General features: G+C 52.0%; 17 protein-coding genes. 8 read left to right on the top strand and 9 right to left on the bottom strand.

Annotated features, from left to right (window positions below):
- Nucleotides 1-34: 34 nt before the first annotated feature.
- From BN6471_RS07385 to BN6471_RS07350, 8 genes are all read right to left on the bottom strand, one after another.
- Nucleotides 35-811: an SDR family NAD(P)-dependent oxidoreductase gene (locus BN6471_RS07385; RefSeq protein WP_066647188.1), complete on the bottom strand. Its 777-nt coding sequence runs from the start codon at nt 809-811 to the stop codon at nt 35-37.
- Nucleotides 812-840: 29 nt separating this feature from the next.
- The gene (locus BN6471_RS07380) at nt 841-1,842 is read right to left on the bottom strand and encodes an ABC transporter permease (protein WP_066647186.1); all 1,002 of its coding nucleotides are present in this window, start codon (nt 1,840-1,842) and stop codon (nt 841-843) included.
- A 1-nt stretch (nt 1,843) separates the two neighbouring features.
- Nucleotides 1,844-3,343 (bottom strand): sugar ABC transporter ATP-binding protein, encoded by a 1,500-nt coding sequence (locus BN6471_RS07375; RefSeq protein WP_066647184.1) that lies wholly within the window; start codon nt 3,341-3,343, stop codon nt 1,844-1,846.
- 40 nt (nt 3,344-3,383) lie between these two features.
- Entirely contained in the window at nt 3,384-5,045 is a 1,662-nt protein-coding gene (locus tag BN6471_RS07370) for an FAD-dependent oxidoreductase (protein WP_066647181.1), read from the bottom strand.
- Between the two features lie 48 nt (nt 5,046-5,093).
- Nucleotides 5,094-5,534, bottom strand: coding sequence for a C-GCAxxG-C-C family protein (locus BN6471_RS07365; protein ID WP_066647178.1), 441 nt, complete (start codon nt 5,532-5,534; stop codon nt 5,094-5,096).
- Nucleotides 5,535-5,552: 18 nt separating this feature from the next.
- Nucleotides 5,553-6,722: an iron-containing alcohol dehydrogenase gene (locus tag BN6471_RS07360; RefSeq protein ID WP_204213237.1), complete on the bottom strand. Its 1,170-nt coding sequence runs from the start codon at nt 6,720-6,722 to the stop codon at nt 5,553-5,555.
- A 52-nt stretch (nt 6,723-6,774) separates the two neighbouring features.
- Nucleotides 6,775-7,116: a tautomerase family protein gene (locus BN6471_RS07355; protein ID WP_066647176.1), complete on the bottom strand. Its 342-nt coding sequence runs from the start codon at nt 7,114-7,116 to the stop codon at nt 6,775-6,777.
- 269 nt (nt 7,117-7,385) lie between these two features.
- Nucleotides 7,386-8,282: a sugar phosphate isomerase/epimerase family protein gene (locus BN6471_RS07350; protein WP_066647174.1), complete on the bottom strand. Its 897-nt coding sequence runs from the start codon at nt 8,280-8,282 to the stop codon at nt 7,386-7,388.
- 308 nt (nt 8,283-8,590) lie between these two features.
- On the opposite strand from BN6471_RS07350, the gene BN6471_RS07345 reads away from it, so the two are divergent.
- The 8 genes from BN6471_RS07345 to BN6471_RS07310 all read left to right on the top strand — a co-directional run bounded on the left by BN6471_RS07345 (nt 8,591) and on the right by BN6471_RS07310 (nt 16,516).
- Entirely contained in the window at nt 8,591-9,616 is a 1,026-nt protein-coding gene (locus BN6471_RS07345) for a zinc-dependent alcohol dehydrogenase (RefSeq protein WP_066647166.1), read from the top strand.
- A gap of 49 nt (nt 9,617-9,665) precedes the next feature.
- A complete protein-coding gene (locus tag BN6471_RS07340; protein WP_066647163.1) occupies nt 9,666-11,105 on the top strand; it encodes an aldehyde dehydrogenase family protein in 1,440 nt (479 codons plus the stop codon).
- 22 nt (nt 11,106-11,127) lie between these two features.
- Complete coding sequence (locus BN6471_RS07335) at nt 11,128-11,943, top strand: transketolase (protein ID WP_066647160.1); 816 nt, start codon at nt 11,128-11,130, stop codon at nt 11,941-11,943.
- A 12-nt stretch (nt 11,944-11,955) separates the two neighbouring features.
- A complete protein-coding gene (locus tag BN6471_RS07330) occupies nt 11,956-12,930 on the top strand; it encodes a transketolase family protein (protein WP_066647157.1) in 975 nt (324 codons plus the stop codon).
- 6 nt (nt 12,931-12,936) lie between these two features.
- Nucleotides 12,937-14,118 carry an acetyl-CoA C-acetyltransferase gene (locus BN6471_RS07325; RefSeq protein WP_066647154.1) on the top strand — a complete coding sequence of 394 codons (1,182 nt, stop codon included), beginning with the start codon at nt 12,937-12,939 and terminating at the stop codon, nt 14,116-14,118.
- A 1-nt stretch (nt 14,119) separates the two neighbouring features.
- The gene (locus tag BN6471_RS07320) at nt 14,120-14,881 is read left to right on the top strand and encodes an enoyl-CoA hydratase/isomerase family protein (protein WP_082903394.1); all 762 of its coding nucleotides are present in this window, start codon (nt 14,120-14,122) and stop codon (nt 14,879-14,881) included.
- 4 nt (nt 14,882-14,885) lie between these two features.
- A complete protein-coding gene (locus BN6471_RS07315; RefSeq protein ID WP_066647150.1) occupies nt 14,886-15,731 on the top strand; it encodes a 3-hydroxyacyl-CoA dehydrogenase family protein in 846 nt (281 codons plus the stop codon).
- A gap of 107 nt (nt 15,732-15,838) precedes the next feature.
- Nucleotides 15,839-16,516 carry a GntR family transcriptional regulator gene (locus tag BN6471_RS07310; protein ID WP_066647149.1) on the top strand — a complete coding sequence of 226 codons (678 nt, stop codon included), beginning with the start codon at nt 15,839-15,841 and terminating at the stop codon, nt 16,514-16,516.
- Nucleotides 16,517-16,579: 63 nt separating this feature from the next.
- Here the strand turns inward: BN6471_RS07310 and cysK are convergent, their stop codons facing one another.
- Nucleotides 16,580-17,515 carry a cysteine synthase A gene (gene cysK / locus BN6471_RS07305; protein ID WP_066647145.1) on the bottom strand — a complete coding sequence of 312 codons (936 nt, stop codon included), beginning with the start codon at nt 17,513-17,515 and terminating at the stop codon, nt 16,580-16,582.
- Between the last annotated feature and the right edge of the window lies 1 nt (nt 17,516).

Raw genomic sequence — 17,516 nt, 5'->3', positions numbered from 1 at the left:
CAGCTTCTCCCTGATACGGGCGGGAGTAACGGTATCAGTTGACCGCACTCCCGCCGCCTACCATCAGCGTCGTCCCCGTGATATAATCCGCATATCCGGAAAGCAGCATCGCGACCGCTTTGCCGATATCTTCAGGCTTACCAGCCCTGCCAAGCGGGATCCTGTCCACATTTGCCTGCCATGAGCTCCCCAGTGGATCGCCTGTGATATGGGAGGACATCGCATCCCCCTCTTTCCACATATCCGTATCGATAATACCTGGGCATACTGCATTTACATTGATATTATATTTTCCCAGTTCCTTTGCCAGCGCCTGTGTCAGGCCGCGTATGCCAAATTTTGCTGCGCTGTACGAAGAATGGAATCCCCATCCTTCTACGCCGCAGTCTGAACTGATATTGATGATCTTGCCGCCGCCGTTTTCCTTTAAGTATGGCAGCACGGCGTGATCTGCGAGGTAAACGCCCTTTAAGTTGATACTGATCATCCTGTCCCAGTGTTCTTCCGTCAGGTTATCGAATTGGATGACGTCCGTGATGCCCGCGTTTGCCACCAGCGCATCGATCCCGCCATACGCTTCACACGAACAGCGCATCAGTTTTTCCACATCTTGTCGCTTTGTCACGTCGCATACGAAGGATTCGATCTCATACCCCATTTTTTGGAATTCCGGCTTGATCTCTTCGACCAACCTGGGGTTCGTTCCGCTCACGACCACCTTCGCGCCTTCCTTTGCGCACTGGATCGCAATACCCTTGCCGATTCCCCGCGTCGAGCCTGTGATCACTACGATCTTATCTTTTAATAGCATTTTGCACTCTCCTTTTCCTTGCGCCCTGTTTATACTGCCGTATTCTTATCGCTCGCCCCTACCTTCTGGAGCACGACCGCACCGATGATGACAAGGCCTTTGACGATCTGCTGCGGATAGGCCGGCACGCTCAAAAGGTTCATGATATTGGTAATGAGTGCAAGGATCATTACGCCGATCAGCGTATTCACCACTTTTCCCTTGCCGCCCGAAAGGCTTGCGCCGCCGATGACACAGGCAGCGATGGCGTCCAGTTCATACCCGTCGCCGGTGATGGGCGTTCCCATACCTGTGCGGGCCGTCATGCAAATGCCTCCCAAAACAGCCATGCAGCCGCTGATCACATACGCGCTGAACTGGTATTTCTGCGCCTTGATCCCGGACAGGTTCACCGCAGTTTCGTTCGAGCCCGTCGCGATGATCATCCTGCCGAACACAGTGAATTTCGTAATCAGGAGGAATACCACGAATACGGCGACGCCCAGCAGCACCGGCCATGGGATACCAAGTGCGGAATCCTTGCCAAAACTGATCAGCGCGGATGTCGCTGCCGTATCCTGCGGCCACCTGATCGGCTGTCCATTGGTAAAAATGAAAGCCATGCCCTTTGCGATCGTCATCATGGCTAATGTTACGATGAATGGGGCGACCCTCACATATGCAATGAGCGCGCCGCTCGCAGCCCCCAGTACGATGCCCGGTACGAAAGCCAGGATCAGCGCCAGCACCAAGCCCCCTCCGCTGTTTAACCCCCAAGAGGTGAGCGCCATGGAAAGCACCATGCCGCCGACAGCCGCCATCGATCCTACGGAAAGGTCAATGCCGCCCGTCAGGATCACGTACAGCATCCCCATCGATATAATGAGCAGCGGCATGTTCTGCCGCAGCAGGTTGAAGATATTGCCGGGCGTCAAAAACACCGGCGACAAGAGGGTGGAAACCACGATCAGGATGATCAGGATCAAAATCGCATTATATTTGATAAAAATATCCTTCAAACTAAATTTTTTCTCCAAGCTTTGTTCGTTCATGTCAACCTACCCCCATTGCAAAATGTATTAGTTTTTCTTCACAGATTTCCTGGCTCTCGATCTCTCCTGCCACCACGCCCTCATGCATCACGATCACGCGGTCGCACATGCCGATGATTTCCGGCATTTCGGAGGATATCATAATGATGGGCATCCCCTCTTCCGCCAGTTGGTTGATGATCTTGTATATCTCGATCTTTGCCCCGACGTCAACGCCTCTCGTCGGTTCGTCCAGGATCAGCACTTTAGAATTACTGGCGATCCATTTCGCGAAAGCCACCTTTTGCTGGTTGCCGCCCGAAAGCGATTTGACATCCGCTTCCTGTCCCGCCGTTTTGATCTTCAATTGGTCGATCAATTCCTGCACGCGTTTCTTTTCCTTTCGCGTATCGATCACGTCAAAAGATTTCCGATAATTCCGAATGGAAGACATCGTGATATTGATCCTGCACGACAGGTCGAGCAATACCCCCTGGCTCTTCCTGTCCTCGACCAGAAAACCGATCCCCTGTTTTACGGATTCCCATGGCGAATCGGTCTTGATCTTCTTGCCGTACAGGTAGACCTCGCCGCTGTCCTTTTTGTCTGCGCCAAAGATCGCCCTTGCCGTTTCCGTCCGTCCGGAGCCAACCAGTCCGCTTAAGCCCAGTACCTCGCCCGCACGCACATGGAAAGAAACATTTTTCGCCGCGATACCATTGGAAATGTTCTTCGCTTCAAAGACGATATCCCCGATCTTTGCATTCCGTTTGGGATAATAATCCGTCAGCTCACGGCCGATCATCATATTGACCAGGGTATGTTCGTCGATCTCATTTGTGTTCACCGTTTTTACATACTGCCCGTCTTTTAAAACAGTGATACGGTCTGAAATCTTAAAGATCTCCTCCAGTCGGTGCGATACATAGATAATGCCCACGCCTTCATTTTTCAGGCCGTTGATCAACTGGAACAGCTGTTCGATCTCATTGGAAGCCAACACGGCCGTCGGCTCGTCAAGAACCAATATTTCCGTTTTCCGGGAGAGGGATTTGCAAATCTCCACCACCTGCTGGCAAGCCACGCTAAGCTCTCCCGCCGGCTGCTTTTCATTGATGTTTGAAAATCCCAGCCGATCCAGGAGCTTTCTTGCATTTTTATTGAGTTCATGCCAGTTGATAAATTTTTTGCCCAGTCCCAGATGGTCGATAAAGATATTTTCAGCAACTGTCAAGTCCTTCGCCAGGGCAAACTCCTGGTAAATGACTGATATCTTCTGTTCTTTTGCCTGCTTCGGATCCTGTATGTTCACCGGTTCCCCATGCAGCTTGATCGTTCCTTCGTCCTTTGTATATACGCCGGAAAGTATCTTGATCAGCGTTGATTTCCCCGCGCCGTTCTCCCCCATCAGCGCATGGATCTCCCCGGGCCTTAAGTCAAAACGTACATCCTGTAACGCGTTGACGCCGCCGAAGCTGATCGATATATTCTCCATTTCTGCCAACAGCTCACTGTTTTGCATCTTTCCACCTCTTCTCCGACTTTATGAATCTTTATGTTGCTCATACTTCTTTGTGCGCCATACTGTAAGTCGTATACCCGCCGGAAAGGTCGATCGCATCAAACCCATGTCCGATCAGGATCCGGCAGGCAACGTACGCCCGCAGCCCGATCGCGCAGCATACCACGATCGTTTTGTCCCGGTCGAGTTCTGCGATCCGTTTCCGCAGCTGTCCCAGCGGGATATGTACTGCTCCCTCGATCATACCGCGTGCCACTTCGCTGTCCTCACGCACATCCAGCACGGTATATTTTTCCGGATCCAGCCCGTCGATCTTGTCCCACGAAATAAACCGGCACTTCCCGCTCAAATTGTTTTCCGCCATAAAACCGATCATATTGACCGGGTCTTTGGCCGATGAATACGGAGGCGCATAGCATAGCTGCAAACGTCCTAAGTCGTAGATCGTTCCGCCGAAATACATGACTGTGGCAATTACGTCCGTCCGTTTGTCCACACCGTCTTTACCGACCGCGCTTGCCCCCAGGATCATCCCGTCCGGCCCATAAAATACCTTGAGCGCCATTTGCGTCGCACCCGGATAATAGGTAGCGTGCGACCACGCATGTGTTTTTGCCACAAAGTATTCTTCTCCTTCCTTCCAACCCAGTTCCTGAAGCTGGCGTTCATTGAGGCCGACCGACGCAACCGTAAGCTCAAACACCTTCGCGACCGAGCTCCCCAGGCTTCCCCTGTAAGCGATATTGTCGCCATGGATGTTGTCGGCGCAAATCCGCGCCTGCTTATTGGCAGGCCCCGCCAAGGGGATCATCGCCGGTTTTCCGGATATCAGATGGCGCACCTCGACCGCATCGCCCAATGCATAAATGTTGTCGTCGCTCGTCCGGAGGAATTTATCTACGACGATCCCGCCCTTTTCCCCGCAGTCAAGCCCTGCCTGTTTGGCCAGGTCGCTTTGCGGGCGTACTCCCACCGCCAGGATCACCATATCGGTTTCCACCCGCTCGCCGTCGTCCAGCGTAGCGGCAAGCTGCCCGTCTGTGCGGGCCAGGTTTTTCAATCTTCTTCCAAGCTTCAAATGAACGTCATGTTTTTTGAGGGACATATGCACGATCTGTGCCATTTCAAAATCGATGTTCGGCATTACCTGGTCGAGCATTTCCACCAAGGTGACGTCTATCCCAAGCGCGCGCAGGTTCTCCACCATTTCCAGGCCGATGAACCCGCCGCCCACCACGACGGCTTTCTGTGGCTTGTTTTCCAGCACATAGCCTTTCAGCCTGTCCGTATCGAACATATTCCACAATGTGAATACCGCCTTGTCGACGATACCCGGGATATCGGGGATGAAGGGCGTCGATCCCGGGGATAAAACAAGGATATCGTACGCTTCGTCATAGGTCGTTTGGTCTATCAAATTTTTTACCGACACGGTTTTCTTTTGCCGGTCTATTAAGAACACTTCATGTTTTACCCTGATATCGATGTCAAAACGTTCCTTCATCCCCGCTACTGTCATGACGAGCAGATCGTCCCGGTCCTCTATCTCGTCGCCAATATAATATGGCAGGCCGCAATTCGCAAAGGAAATGTAATCCCCTTTCTCGAGCAGTATGATCTGCGCATCTTCTTCCAGCCGTCTCATCCTTGCCGCCGTACCGGCTCCCCCGGCCACGCCGCCCACAATCACTATCTTTTTCATACCTTCTCCTTTTGTTCCGCCATGATCCCTACTGCTTAAGGGTATCTGTTACATTGCCAGATATTTTTCTATGATCTCCGCCGCTTTTGCCACATAAGCATCGCATGTCGGATGGAAAGCCCCGGCCTCCCCCGCTTTTTCCCGTTCCTGCGGGTCGGAAAGGTTATACCCCAGGAGCACGCTGCACTGGTCGCTTCCCAACGCGTCCTTAAATTCCTTGATCGCCGCGTTGACCAGCTCATAGGTGTGCAGCTGCCTGTCCGTTTGTTCCGGTCTTTCCTTCCCGTTCCTAAGGGCCAGGATAATCGCGATCGCCGAAGCCGTCCCGCAGATATTGTCCGTCCATGCCACCCCGCCGCCAAAACCGTTCGCCAGCCGCGCAAGTGCTGCCGCATCCATATCAACGTCTTCCGCGAAAGCGAGCGCTACGCTCTGTGCGCAGTTGTAACCATCGCTGAAATTCTTTTTTGCCAATTCTGATTTTGTCATAGCCTTTTCCCCCTCATATTACATGCATTGGTGTACCAGCTGTTCTACGTCCTCGCGGCTGGTCGGTTTCGGATGTCCATCGATATCCTGCTTGAAAGCTGTGTAAGCCAGATCGACAAACGCAGGGATTTCTTCTTCTTTCAAGCCATAACCGCCAAAGGAAACATGCACGCCGATATCTTCATACAGCTTATGCAGCAGCCCCGGCAGCGCCGCTGCCTGCTGCGCTTTGTCTTTCCCTATGAGTGACGGGTCGAATATTTCCGCTACCTTCGCAAATTTTTCTTCCCCGTAAGGAAGCGTCCACTCAATGATCTGTACCAGGCAGGCCGCCAGTGTTCCACCGTGCGGCGCATCTGTAAAAGCGCTCAAAGGCTGTCCCAGTGCATGCGGCAGGGTCACGCCCGCCTGTGCGATCGACCATCCGCCCAACATACATGCAAGCGCCATATTATAACGCGCATCGATGTCTGAACCATCCTTTACCGCTGCCCGGATCGAACGCGCGAACAATTCGATGGAGCGCAAGGCGATCGTATCCGTCCATTCATTTGAATTTTTGGAGATGTATGCCTCAAAAGCATGTGCAAAGGTATCGATCCCTGTGAGCGCCGTACTAAGCGGCGGAATGGATACCATCAGCGACGGATCGATCAGCGATACCGTCGGATAGATCGCCGGATTGATGATCGTGCATTTTCTCTTAAGCGACGGATTGTTGATGACCGAACACGGCGTCGCCTCTGTGCCCGTCCCTGCCGTAGTCGGTATCACTATCAACGGCAGTGAGGGTTTTTCCGGCCTGTGCACATACTCGTTCTGGCGTTCCGTGTATTCCCAGCACGTCCCGCCGTTCGTCATAACAAGCGCAATTGCCTTGGCAGAATCGATGGCGCTGCCGCCGCCGATCCCGATCACTACGTCACATTTTTCCTGCGCACAGATTTCGGCTCCCCGGTCGATCGTCGTGTTTCTCGGGTTTGGGACGACGTCGTCGAATTCCGTATATGCCACGCCATTCTTCTGCAAATCATCCAGGATCGCCCGCAATGTCGCCGAGCCTTTTAAAAACGGATCATACAATACGAATGCTTTTGTCCCCACTGCGCCGGCTTCTTCGCCAAGGCGTTTCAGCATCCCCTCTCCAATCATAACTTTTGTCGGAAAATGAATCATAATGTCTTTCAAAGCCTTTACCTCCTCTAATTTCCTGATAACGCGCGGCTTTTCGCCATCCACGTTATATATATTGTCCGTTTGCCCCCCAATATGGGAATTCGCTGATAGTGATAAAAATATTTTGCCGTTCGATCTCCAGCTCCGATGCAGCGATCACAAACAATTTTTCAATCAGCTCTTTTTTGTTTTTCATCGGCGCTTCATGGTGCAGGTTTACAGCCATATAACAACACTCCTGCTTTTTGCCTCCGAAAAAGAGATTGCAGCGATCGTTGATATCTATCATCAGGACGGCTTCGCTCTTTTCCGGAATAATATCGATGATCCTGCCGATCCGGCTCTTTATGGCCTCGCTTTTTTTTGCTGGGACAGGTTTTGTCGTACGGATATCAATGAATGGCATTGGTTTCTCCTTTCTTAAATATAGTTTTCATAAAATTTGAATAGTCCAAGAGTTGCAAAACATATATGGCAACAACGATTCATATAATACAAAGATGAAAAACTTAGAAGACGGAGCGTTTGATATATCAAAATTGTTTTGGGATTCTAAAAAGTAATTATATATACATTTTTTCGTTTGTCAATATATTTTCAGAAAATTGTATATTATTTTCTGGTTATAATAATTCATTTGCGATATTTTTTCAGAAAAAACGCATTTACGATTGCTTACAGTTGTTCCTCAATAAGCGCTTTTGTCGTCAGGTAGGCCCTCCTGATCACGTCTTGCGGGGCCATTTCATAATATTCCGGGCGGAATGTCTCGATGGATACCATACCGTCATAGCCTGTCTTTTTGATATTCTCCAGATAATTGTGAAGGTCGATCTCTCCCTCGTCTACAAACCTCCTGTGGCAATGGTCAAGCGTTCCCAGCGGCAGGGAATCACAATTATTGATGTGTACGGCAAAAATTTTTTCGCGGGGTATCCGTGCCAAATATGAAAAATCATTGTGCTTGCCATCCAGATATAAATTGAAAGGGTCAAGGGCAATCCCCACATTGGTACATCCGGTCGTGCTGATGATCTCCATGGCGTCCTGCGCGCGCCTCACCGCACAGCCCATGCTGCCCACCGGCTCCCAAGCCAAATTCATCTCGTATTGCTCCGCCATGGCGGCCAGCTTCCTCAATATTCGTACAGAATCCTCCATCACCTTTTCTTTGGTATATGGATAAGCTTCAGTATTGGGGTCGTGCGGCAAATAAATATTGTTGCCGTCATCCAGAAGGTGGGGTACAACAATAAAGTAATGGCCGCCGATCTGATACGCGATCTCACAGCAGGCAAGGAAATACGCGCATAATGCCCTGTCACGTGCGATATCCGCTCTTTGCGGATGGAACATATCCGCATATGTATAAAGCGCATTGATCGCATGGGGTTGTAAATGGCTGCGGCTGAAAAAATCCTTCAATGCCGCTGCTGTGTTTTCCGCCAGGTAATCGAGAAGCATATCTCCGCGGATTTCAATATAATCGAATCCGTTCTCTTCACACAGAACAAGGTCTTTTTGCAGGCTGGAACAATTGGCTGCCGTCGCTTCGTTATAAGAAATTTTCATTTCCTTCCCTCCACAATTTGTTCTTTTATTTTTATGAAAATTATATATGTTTTATGAAAATATTTAATTTCATCATAGTCTATTTTTCAATTTTGTCAATATATAATACACTTTTATACTCTGAAATTTTCACAATTTGCTATTGCATTATTTAAATTTATGATATACAATCAAGTTGTTTAAAGATTATATTCCGCTAATTGTATACATATTTTCACCATCACATATTATCAGGCAGCAGCGGACGTTCCTTAATATTTCCAGTTTTTATCAGTATCCCACTACAATTATTTATTTAGGAGAAAATTATGAAAGCTTTGGTAAAATTTGCAGAAGGCCGTCAAGGAATGGAGATTCGTGACCTCCCTGTTCCTGTACCAAAAGGAAACGAGCTCCTGGTCAAGGTCATGGCCGCCGGCATCTGCGGCACGGATATCCATCTGATGCACGACGAATATACTTACTATCCCCCGGTCATATTGGGACACGAGTACACCGGCACGGTAGAGGCCGTAGGCAGCAATGTTTCCGGTTTTTCTAAGGGCGACCAGATCATCTCAATGACTGCCGCCGTTACCTGCGGCCAGTGTAAATATTGCCGTGAGGGCCTGCTGATGCTTTGCAACGAGCGCCGGTCGATCGGTTCCGGCGTCAACGGCGCCATGGCCGAATATATGGTAATCCCCGCCGAGCTGGCCTTCAAACTGCCCGGTAACGTTTCCGGCAACGATACGATGGCCATTGCAGAGCCGCTTGCGTGCGTGATACGTGCCGTCATTGAACAGTCGCATGTAAAAGCCGGCGACGTCGTGCTTGTTTCCGGCCCGGGGACGATCGGCCAGCTTACCATGCTGGTCGCCAAAATGCAGGGAGCCTATGTCATCATGTCCGGTACGCCTCAGGATGCACAGCGGCTTGCACTTGCCAGGCAACTGGGCGCCGACGCCGTTTCCTCCGATCCGCAAGAACTTAGAAAGCTGGTCGAAAACGCGACCGTAAACGGTGTGGACGTCGCTTACGAGTGTGCGGGCGCCGCCCCTTCCCTTGATATATGTATCGACCTGCTCAAAAAGACAGGAAATTTGGCACAGGTCGGTCTATACGGCAAGCCCATACCAGTCGATATGGATAAGATCCTGTGCAAAGAACTTGTCCTTTCCGTCAGCTATGCAACGGAGCGGACTTCGTGGGATATCCTGCTAAAACTGGCTTCCCAGGGCAAGCTCGATAAAGTCCAGCATCTCATCAGCGCCCGTATGCCGCTTGACCAATGGGAAAAAGCTTTTGACATGTTTGCCAATAAGGAAGGATATAAAATTTACCTGATCCCATGACCATCACAGGTGACAAAAATAAACTATATAAAAAGGAAGGTGCTTTATTATGAAAATGCTCATTAATGGAAAACAGACAGATGCCAGCGACGGCAAGACCCTGGAGGTATGGAATCCGGCGACGATGGAATTGATTGATACGGTTCCTTCGGCAACACCGCAGGATGTGGAAGCAGCCCTAGACGCTGCACAATTGGGAAAAAAGGAATGGCGGGACGTTGTCCTTTTTGAACGCGTGGCGATCCTGCGCAAATTCGTTTCGCTGATCGACAAAAATCTCGATACTTTTGCCAAAATGATCAGTGCGGAAAGCGGGAAAACGCTGGTATCCTGTATTGACGAAGCGAAAGCGTGTATGGGGATTTTTGAATCCTACTGCGAAAAAGCAAAAAATTACGGAGGCGAAACGCTTCCCTTCAATTCCGAAGCAAGGGTAAAAGGCGATATCATTTTCACGCTTAAAGAGCCCCTCGGCGTGGTTGCGTGCGTCGTACCCTTCAACTATCCGGTCGAACTCTATGCGCACAAGGTGGCTCCGGCCCTCGTGATGGGCAATGCCGTCATCATCAAGCCGTCGAGCGATACGCCTATGTGCAACATCTTCCTCACGCAACTCCTTTTGGAGGCAGGCGTTCCGGGCGCAGCCGCCCAAATCGTGACGGGCAGCGGGGCACGGATCGGAAAACAGATCGCGGAAAGCCCGAAGATCGACGCCATCAGCCTGACAGGGAGCACGGCCGTAGGCGTCGAAACCATGCAAAACGGCGCAAAAAACCTGACGCATGTATTTTTGGAGCTGGGCGGCAACGATCCGCTTATCGTCTTTGAAGGCGCCGACCTCGACCAGGCTGTCGCGGAAACGCTGGCCGGGCGGGCAAGCAATGCGGGCCAGACCTGCTGCGGTACCAAACGCCTGATCATCCAGAACAGCATCAAAGAAGCATATACCCAAAAATTGCTTGAGGCGCTCAAAGGGCTGAAGGTCGGTGATCCGCTCGATCCTGAAACGGTATACGGCCCCTTGATCAGCGAACGAGCGGCAAAGGATGTCGAGCAGCAGGTGCAAAAAACGATCGGTCAAGGGGCGACCTGCCTTTATGGCGGCAAGCGCTACGATACGACTTATTTTGAACCTACCCTGCTGACGGATGTCACGATGGATATGGACATTGCGGGCGACATGGAAATTTTCGGGCCTGTATTCCCTGTCATCGGCTTTGATACGGCCGAACAGGCGATCGAGATCGCCAACCACGCTCCTTACGGCCTGTCAAGCGGCGTGATGTCGCCGGATATCTGTACAGCCCTCAAGGTCGCGACCGAAATAGAAGCAGGTACCTGCGTGATCAACGGCTGCGGGAACTACCGGAGCTCTCATCTGGCGTTCGGCGGATATAAAATGACCGGCATCGGGCGCGAAGGCGTAACGCAGACGCTTGACGAATATACACAAACCAAAAACATCGCTTTGAAGCAGATGCTGAAGTAAGCGCATTTTAAGGAGAGAAAACATGAGTAGCAATGAAGAGATCAAAGCTTTTGCCAGACAAATACGCATTGAAACATTAAAAGCGTTCCGACACCTTGGCTTTGGCCATATTGGCGGCTGCATGTCCGTAGCCGACCTCCTTGCCGTATTGTATGGCCAGGAAATGAGAATCGATCCGCAAAATCCCCAAAAGCTCGACCGTGACCGTTTCGTCCTTTCCAAAGGCCACGCAGGCCCTGCATTGTATGCAACGCTTGCCTTAAAAGGTTATTTCCCCCTTTCGGAACTGGCCACCATCAATACGGGCAACACCCTCCTGCCCAGCCACTGCGACAGGAATAAGACCCCCGGTGTGGATATGAGTACAGGTTCGCTTGGCCAGGGGATGTCCACTGCCATCGGTATCGCATTGGCACAAAAAATGGATAGAATGGATGCGCGCACCTTCCTTGTGCTCGGCGACGGCGAATGTGACGAAGGGCAGGTATGGGAAGGCGCATTATTTGCCCCGCAGCACCATCTCAATAACCTCGTCGCTTTTGTAGATTACAACAAAAAACAACTGGATGGTTATACGAAGGATATCTGTGACCTTGGCGACCTGCGCAAAAAGTTTGAGGACTTTGGCTGGAACGCGCTGGAGTGTGACGGACATGATACAGAAGCGCTCACAGCGGCGATCAGGCAGGCCAAAACTGAAACGGACAGGCCCAGTATGGTCATTATGGACACTGTCAAGGGAAAAGGCTGCTCGTTCGCGCAGGACGTCCTGTTTAACCACCATATGACATTCACCAAAGAACAGGTGGATCAGGCGCTCGCGGCGCTTGGCTGCTAAGGAGGGTTTGAAATGGCAAATTATAAAGTATGTACGAGCGTATCCACAGAGAAAACCGCGATGCGCGACGTCTATTGCAAAGTATTGATCGACCTTGCCGAACATAACAAAAATATCGTCGCCATGGACGCAGACCTGATGAATTCGATCGGTATGCTCCCTTTCCGCGACAGGTTTCCGGAACGTACCATCAACTGCGGGATACAGGAAGCAAACATGATCGGTGCTGCTGCCGGTATGTCCACGCTCGGTAAGATCCCTTATGTCCACACGTTCGGCTGTTTTGCCTCACGGCGCGTGGCCGACCAGGTATTCGTTTCCTGTGCTTTTGCGCAGGCAAATGTGCGCATCATCGGCAGCGATCCCGGCGTAACGGCGGCTTTTAACGGCGCGACCCATATGCCCTTTGAAGATATGGGCATCATGCGCGGTATCCCAGGCCTTACGGTGATCGAACCAACAGATTCCGTAATGCTGGAAGATATCGTCAGGCAGCTGGAAAAAGCATCCGGCGTGTATTACATCCGCCTTTCACGCAAAAATGCGGAAAAGATCTTTGAAGACGGCTCCACCTTCGATATCGGTAAAGCCGCCCTGATCCGCGATGGCTCCGACGCAACCATCGTTGCCAGTGGGATCATGGTCGCCGAGGCGGTCAAAGCCGCCGACCTGCTGCAAAAGGACGGGATATCCGTACGCATTTTAAATGTGTTTACCATCAAGCCGATCGACCGCGAAGCCATCAAAGCCGCTGCACAAAAGACAGGTGCGATTATCACGGCGGAAAACCATAACATCATCAACGGCCTTGGCAGCGCGGTGGCAGAGGTCGTCGGCGAAACCTGCGCCGTTCCGCTGGAGCGCGTGGGGATCCATGACCACTTCGGTGAAGTGGGTTCCGTCGACTTCCTGAAGGATAAATTTGGCCTGACCGCCGGAAACATTGCCCAGAAAGTAAGGGCGGTCATCGCCAGAAAAGAAAGGTAACGCAGCATGCAAGATGTATATATCTTAAATTCCTGCCGGACGGCGATCGGTTCCTTCGGGGGTTCCTTAAAGTCAGTCAGCGCGGTACAGCTTGCCGTAACCGTCGTCCGCAGTTTGCTCGACAGGACCATCCTCCCTGCCGGGCAGGTCGATCAGGTCATCATGGGCAACGTCCTGCAGGCGGGCCAGGGGCAAAACCCTGCCCGCCAGGCCATGATCGCCGCCGGGCTTCCTATGGAAGTCCCCGCCCTGACAATCAATAAAGTATGCGGTTCCGGATTGACGTCCGTCAATCTGGGCGCGGCGCTGATACAGGCAGGACAGGCAGATTGCATTGTTGCGGGCGGCTTTGAAAACATGTCCCGCGTCCCGCATGCGGCTGATCTGCGCTGGGGACATAAAATGGGAAATCTGGATTTAACAGACCTTATGGTTCATGACGGCCTGTGGGATGCCTTTTACGATTATCATATGGGGGTCACGGCCGAAAACATCGCGCAAAAATACGGAATCACGCGTGAACAACAGGACTCCTTTGCTCTTGCCTCACAGCAAAAAGCGTATGCGGCCCAGAGCAGCGGACGGTTCCGGGAGGAGATCGTTTCCGTGGAAATATCCCCGCCCCGCACTGCTCCCCGGCTCTTTGAAGAAGATGAATATATCAGGCCGGGCGCTTCCCTCGAGTCCCTTCATAAGCTCCGTCCCTCTTTTCTGAAGGACGGGACAGTAACAGCCGGAAATGCATCCGGCATCAACGACGGGGCAGCCGCGCTTTTGCTCGTTTCAGAACAATTCTTAAGGGAAAGCGGTCTGCAACCACAGGCTAAATGGCTGGGCAGCGCTTCTATGGGGGTGGATCCCGCATATATGGGCATGGGCCCTGTCCCCAGCGTACAAAAAGCGCTTAAAAACACGGGGCTTGTGCTTCGTGATATCGACCTGGTGGAAGCCAATGAGGCGTTTGCCTCGCAGGCACTGGCTGTTATCAGGGAACTTGGGCTATCTCCCGGGATCGTAAACGTCAACGGCGGCGCAATCGCGCTCGGACACCCAATCGGTGCTTCGGGCGCAAGGATCGCCGTAACGCTGCTCCATGAAATGAACAGGCGGGGCGCCAAACGCGGCCTTGCGACCTTATGCATCGGCGGCGGCATGGGCGAAGCCACGGTCTTTGAATTGTGTGAATGATATGGATACACTGACAATCGATAAGAAAGACACCGTTGTCATCCTGACGCTCAACCGTCCGGATAAGCTCAATGCGATCAATAAGGCTATGATCGCTGAATTATCTGAAGGATTGCATGAGATCCGGCGCGATCCCCTCGCCCGCTGCCTCGTCATCACCGGGGCGGGCAAAAAGGCTTTTGCAGCAGGGGCGGATATTGCCGAAATGGAACACATGGATTTTTCCGGCGCGAAAACATTTGCGGAAAAAGGCTGTGCCGTTATGCAAGACATTGAAACGCTTCCCATACCCGTGATCGCAGCGGTAAACGGTTTCGCCCTCGGCGGCGGCATGGAGCTCGCGCTTGCCTGTGATATCAGGATTGCTGCTGAAAATGCGGTTTTTGGACTTCCCGAGACTTCCCTCGGCGTGATCCCCGGTTTTGGCGGTACCGTAAGGCTATCCCGGATCGCCGGATACGCCGCGGCGGCAGAAATGATATTTTCCGGAAAAGCCGTTGACGCCATCCGAGCACAGCAATGCGGAATCGTCAGCCATGTCGTAAAGCCGGAGGAGCTGATGGGATACGCCTGCAGCCTTGCCGAGGCAATCAGCCGCAACGCGCCCCTCGCGGTCAAAGCCGCCAAACGTTCCATGAGGCCAGCGCAGGATACCGCCATGGAGAACATGCTGTTTGCGCAATTGTTCCTGACAAAGGATCAGAGGACAGGCATGGATCATTTCCTCCATAAGAAAAAGGCAGAATATTTTTTAGGAGAATAACGCGATGAAAAACATGAGTGTGATTGGCGCCGGAACAATGGGCGCCGGGATTGCACAAGTTTTCGTGCAGGCCGGCTGGCAGGTCGTCCTCGCGGACAATTCCATGGCGCTCGCCCGTCAGGGACAAGAGAAGATAATCTCCGCCATGGCAAAGCTTGTGCAAAAAGAAAAGCTGTCACAAAAAGAAATGGATCAGGCCATGGTTTCGCTGACAGTGACGGACCATCTGGAGCAGTGCGTGCAAAGCTCCCTTGTCATAGAAGCCATATATGAAGATTTGCAGGCCAAACAAGACCTGTTTTTGGCGCTTGAGTCCATCGTATCGCCGGATGCCATATTGGCCTCCAATACCTCCTCGATCTCCATTACGCAAATTGCATCCGTCCTCAAAGAAAAAGGGCGGTGCGCCGGTATGCATTTTTTCAATCCGGCAGGCGTTATGCAGCTTGTGGAAGTCATCGCCGGCATGCAGACCAGCCCCCAGACGGCCGCATCCATCATTGCGATTGCAAACGAGATCCACAAGACTCCCGTCCCCGTCGACGAAGGGCCGGGCTTTGTGGTCAACAGGCTATTGATCCCTATGATCAATGAAGCAGTCGCTATCTATGCCGAAGGCATTGCCAGCGCACAGGACATTGATGCCGCCATGCGTTTGGGCGCCAACCACCCCATCGGGCCGCTTGCATTGGGCGACCTGATCGGGCTCGATATCTGCCTGGCGATCATGGAAGTGTTACAGGGTGAATTTGGGGACAACAAATACAGCCCGCATCCCCTTCTGCGCAAAATGGTACGCGCGGGAAGGCTGGGCCGCAAGACAGGCCAAGGGTTTTTTGCTTACCAATAAGGGGGGATGCTGCGCCGGATACTTGACAGTCAGCTGCAGAATATGCAAGAATGTGTTTATCGGTACTGCAGGCAAATGTAAAAATAGTAGCGCCAAGAGGGACAAATATGAATGAGAAGAAAGACAAAATAAAAATCAATCTTGCACAATATGTTCATGACCATATCATGGAAATGCTGATCCGCCAGGAGATCAAGCCCGGCGGCAAAGTACCGGAAGAGAAGATATCTGAAATGCTCAACGTCAGCCGTACGCCGATCCGTGAGGCGATCCGCATCCTTGCGGCCGAGGGAATGGTAAACATTTCACCGAACCGTGTTGCCGAGGTGATCTCCTTTACCAAAGAAGATATCCACGACATCGGGATGGTGCGGTTAAGCAACGACCTGCTCGCCGGGAAGCTGGCGATCTACAACGGCAGCAACGCAGATTTCCAGCGTTTGGCCGAGATTGCGGACATGTGCGAGGAGTATGCCAAAAAGGGAGACATCTTCAACCGTATCATTTTTGACGCCCATTTCCACAACGAGCTGGCCGAGATCGCGGGTAATCCTATCCTGCTTCGCTTTCAAAAAGAGCTGTACCAGAGGATTTGCTTTTACCAGTCCATCGAGTATGCGCGCCCCGGCTTCAAAAAAGAAAACATCTCCCATCACGATCCGATCATCCGCGCCTTGATGAACCGCAATGAAGAGGAATATTCCCGGGCGATCCAGGATCACCTGATCGAGTTTTACGACCTAAAGAACAGCAAATACAAGGTTTTCCTGAACGAGGAATACTGAAAATATCGGAAATAGAAAAGTCCGGGAAAGAATCCCGGACTTTTTTTATTTCCAGCTCGCTTCTTATTCTTCCGCGAACATGGGCGTGGACAAATACCTCTCGCCCGTGTCCGGCAACAATACGACGATCGTCTTACCCGCGTTTTCGCTCCGCTGTGCCAGCTGTAACGCCGCCCAGGCCGCAGCGCCGGAAGAGATACCTACCAACACGCCTTCGCTCCTCGCAAGCTCCCTGCCTGTCTCAAAGGCATCCTCGCCTTTTACGGTAAGAATCTCGTCATAAATTTTTGTATCGAGTACATCCGGTACAAACCCCGCGCCGATGCCCTGCAAGGGATGCGGCCCCGCCGTACCCTTTGAAAGCACAGGAGACGCCTCCGGTTCCACTGCCACTACCTTGATTTCCGGGTTTTTCGATTTCAAATATTCACCCGTACCGGTGATTGTCCCGCCGGTGCCGATGCCCGCTACGAAAATATCGACCTTGCCGTCCGTGTCCTCCCAAATTTCCGGCCCCGTGGTCGCCTTATGTACCGCCGGGTTCGCCGGGTTTACGAATTGCCCAGGGATAAAGGAGTTCGGTATCTCCTTTGCCAGCTCTTCCGCTTTCGCGATCGCGCCCTTCATCCCCTTTGTCCCTTCCGTCAGCACCAGTTCTGCGCCATACGCCTTCAACAGGTTCCTGCGCTCCACGCTCATCGTCTCTGGCATGGTGAGGATCGTGCGGTATCCCCGTGCCGAGGCCACGCTCGCCAGCCCGATCCCCGTGTTCCCGCTCGTCGGCTCGATGATCGTCGCGCCCGGCTTCAGCCTGCCTGCTTTTTCCGCCTCGTCGATCATTGCCCGGGCAATCCGGTCTTTCACGCTTCCCGCCGGGTTGAAATATTCCAGCTTTGCCAGAACTGTTGCCTTCAATCCGTGTTTTTTTTCGTAATTCGTGAGCTCCAAAAGCGGCGTTTTCCCAATCAGTTCCGGTAAACTTTTATATATCCTTGCCATT

The organism is Christensenella timonensis, assembly GCF_900087015.1.
Taxonomy (GTDB): domain Bacteria; phylum Bacillota; class Clostridia; order Christensenellales; family Christensenellaceae; genus Christensenella; species Christensenella timonensis.
Note: the sequence above shows the minus strand (reverse complement) of the source record. Positions and strands in the feature narration are given on the sequence as shown.

Excerpts from the sequence above, each read along its gene's own strand:
- BN6471_RS07385 (WP_066647188.1), bottom strand. The coding sequence starts at position 811 with ATGCTATTAAAAGATAAGATCGTAGTGATCACAGGCTCGACGCGGGGA.
- BN6471_RS07380 (WP_066647186.1), bottom strand. The coding sequence starts at position 1,842 with ATGAACGAACAAAGCTTGGAGAAAAAATTTAGTTTGAAGGATATTTTT.
- BN6471_RS07375 (WP_066647184.1), bottom strand. The coding sequence starts at position 3,343 with ATGCAAAACAGTGAGCTGTTGGCAGAAATGGAGAATATATCGATCAGC.
- BN6471_RS07370 (WP_066647181.1), bottom strand. The coding sequence starts at position 5,045 with ATGAAAAAGATAGTGATTGTGGGCGGCGTGGCCGGGGGAGCCGGTACG.
- BN6471_RS07365 (WP_066647178.1), bottom strand. The coding sequence starts at position 5,534 with ATGACAAAATCAGAATTGGCAAAAAAGAATTTCAGCGATGGTTACAAC.
- BN6471_RS07355 (WP_066647176.1), bottom strand. The coding sequence starts at position 7,116 with ATGCCATTCATTGATATCCGTACGACAAAACCTGTCCCAGCAAAAAAA.
- BN6471_RS07350 (WP_066647174.1), bottom strand. The coding sequence starts at position 8,282 with ATGAAAATTTCTTATAACGAAGCGACGGCAGCCAATTGTTCCAGCCTG.
- BN6471_RS07345 (WP_066647166.1), top strand. The coding sequence starts at position 8,591 with ATGAAAGCTTTGGTAAAATTTGCAGAAGGCCGTCAAGGAATGGAGATT.
- BN6471_RS07340 (WP_066647163.1), top strand. The coding sequence starts at position 9,666 with ATGAAAATGCTCATTAATGGAAAACAGACAGATGCCAGCGACGGCAAG.
- BN6471_RS07335 (WP_066647160.1), top strand. The coding sequence starts at position 11,128 with ATGAGTAGCAATGAAGAGATCAAAGCTTTTGCCAGACAAATACGCATT.
- BN6471_RS07330 (WP_066647157.1), top strand. The coding sequence starts at position 11,956 with ATGGCAAATTATAAAGTATGTACGAGCGTATCCACAGAGAAAACCGCG.
- BN6471_RS07325 (WP_066647154.1), top strand. The coding sequence starts at position 12,937 with ATGCAAGATGTATATATCTTAAATTCCTGCCGGACGGCGATCGGTTCC.
- BN6471_RS07320 (WP_082903394.1), top strand. The coding sequence starts at position 14,120 with ATGGATACACTGACAATCGATAAGAAAGACACCGTTGTCATCCTGACG.
- BN6471_RS07315 (WP_066647150.1), top strand. The coding sequence starts at position 14,886 with ATGAAAAACATGAGTGTGATTGGCGCCGGAACAATGGGCGCCGGGATT.
- BN6471_RS07310 (WP_066647149.1), top strand. The coding sequence starts at position 15,839 with ATGAATGAGAAGAAAGACAAAATAAAAATCAATCTTGCACAATATGTT.
- cysK (WP_066647145.1), bottom strand. The coding sequence starts at position 17,515 with ATGGCAAGGATATATAAAAGTTTACCGGAACTGATTGGGAAAACGCCG.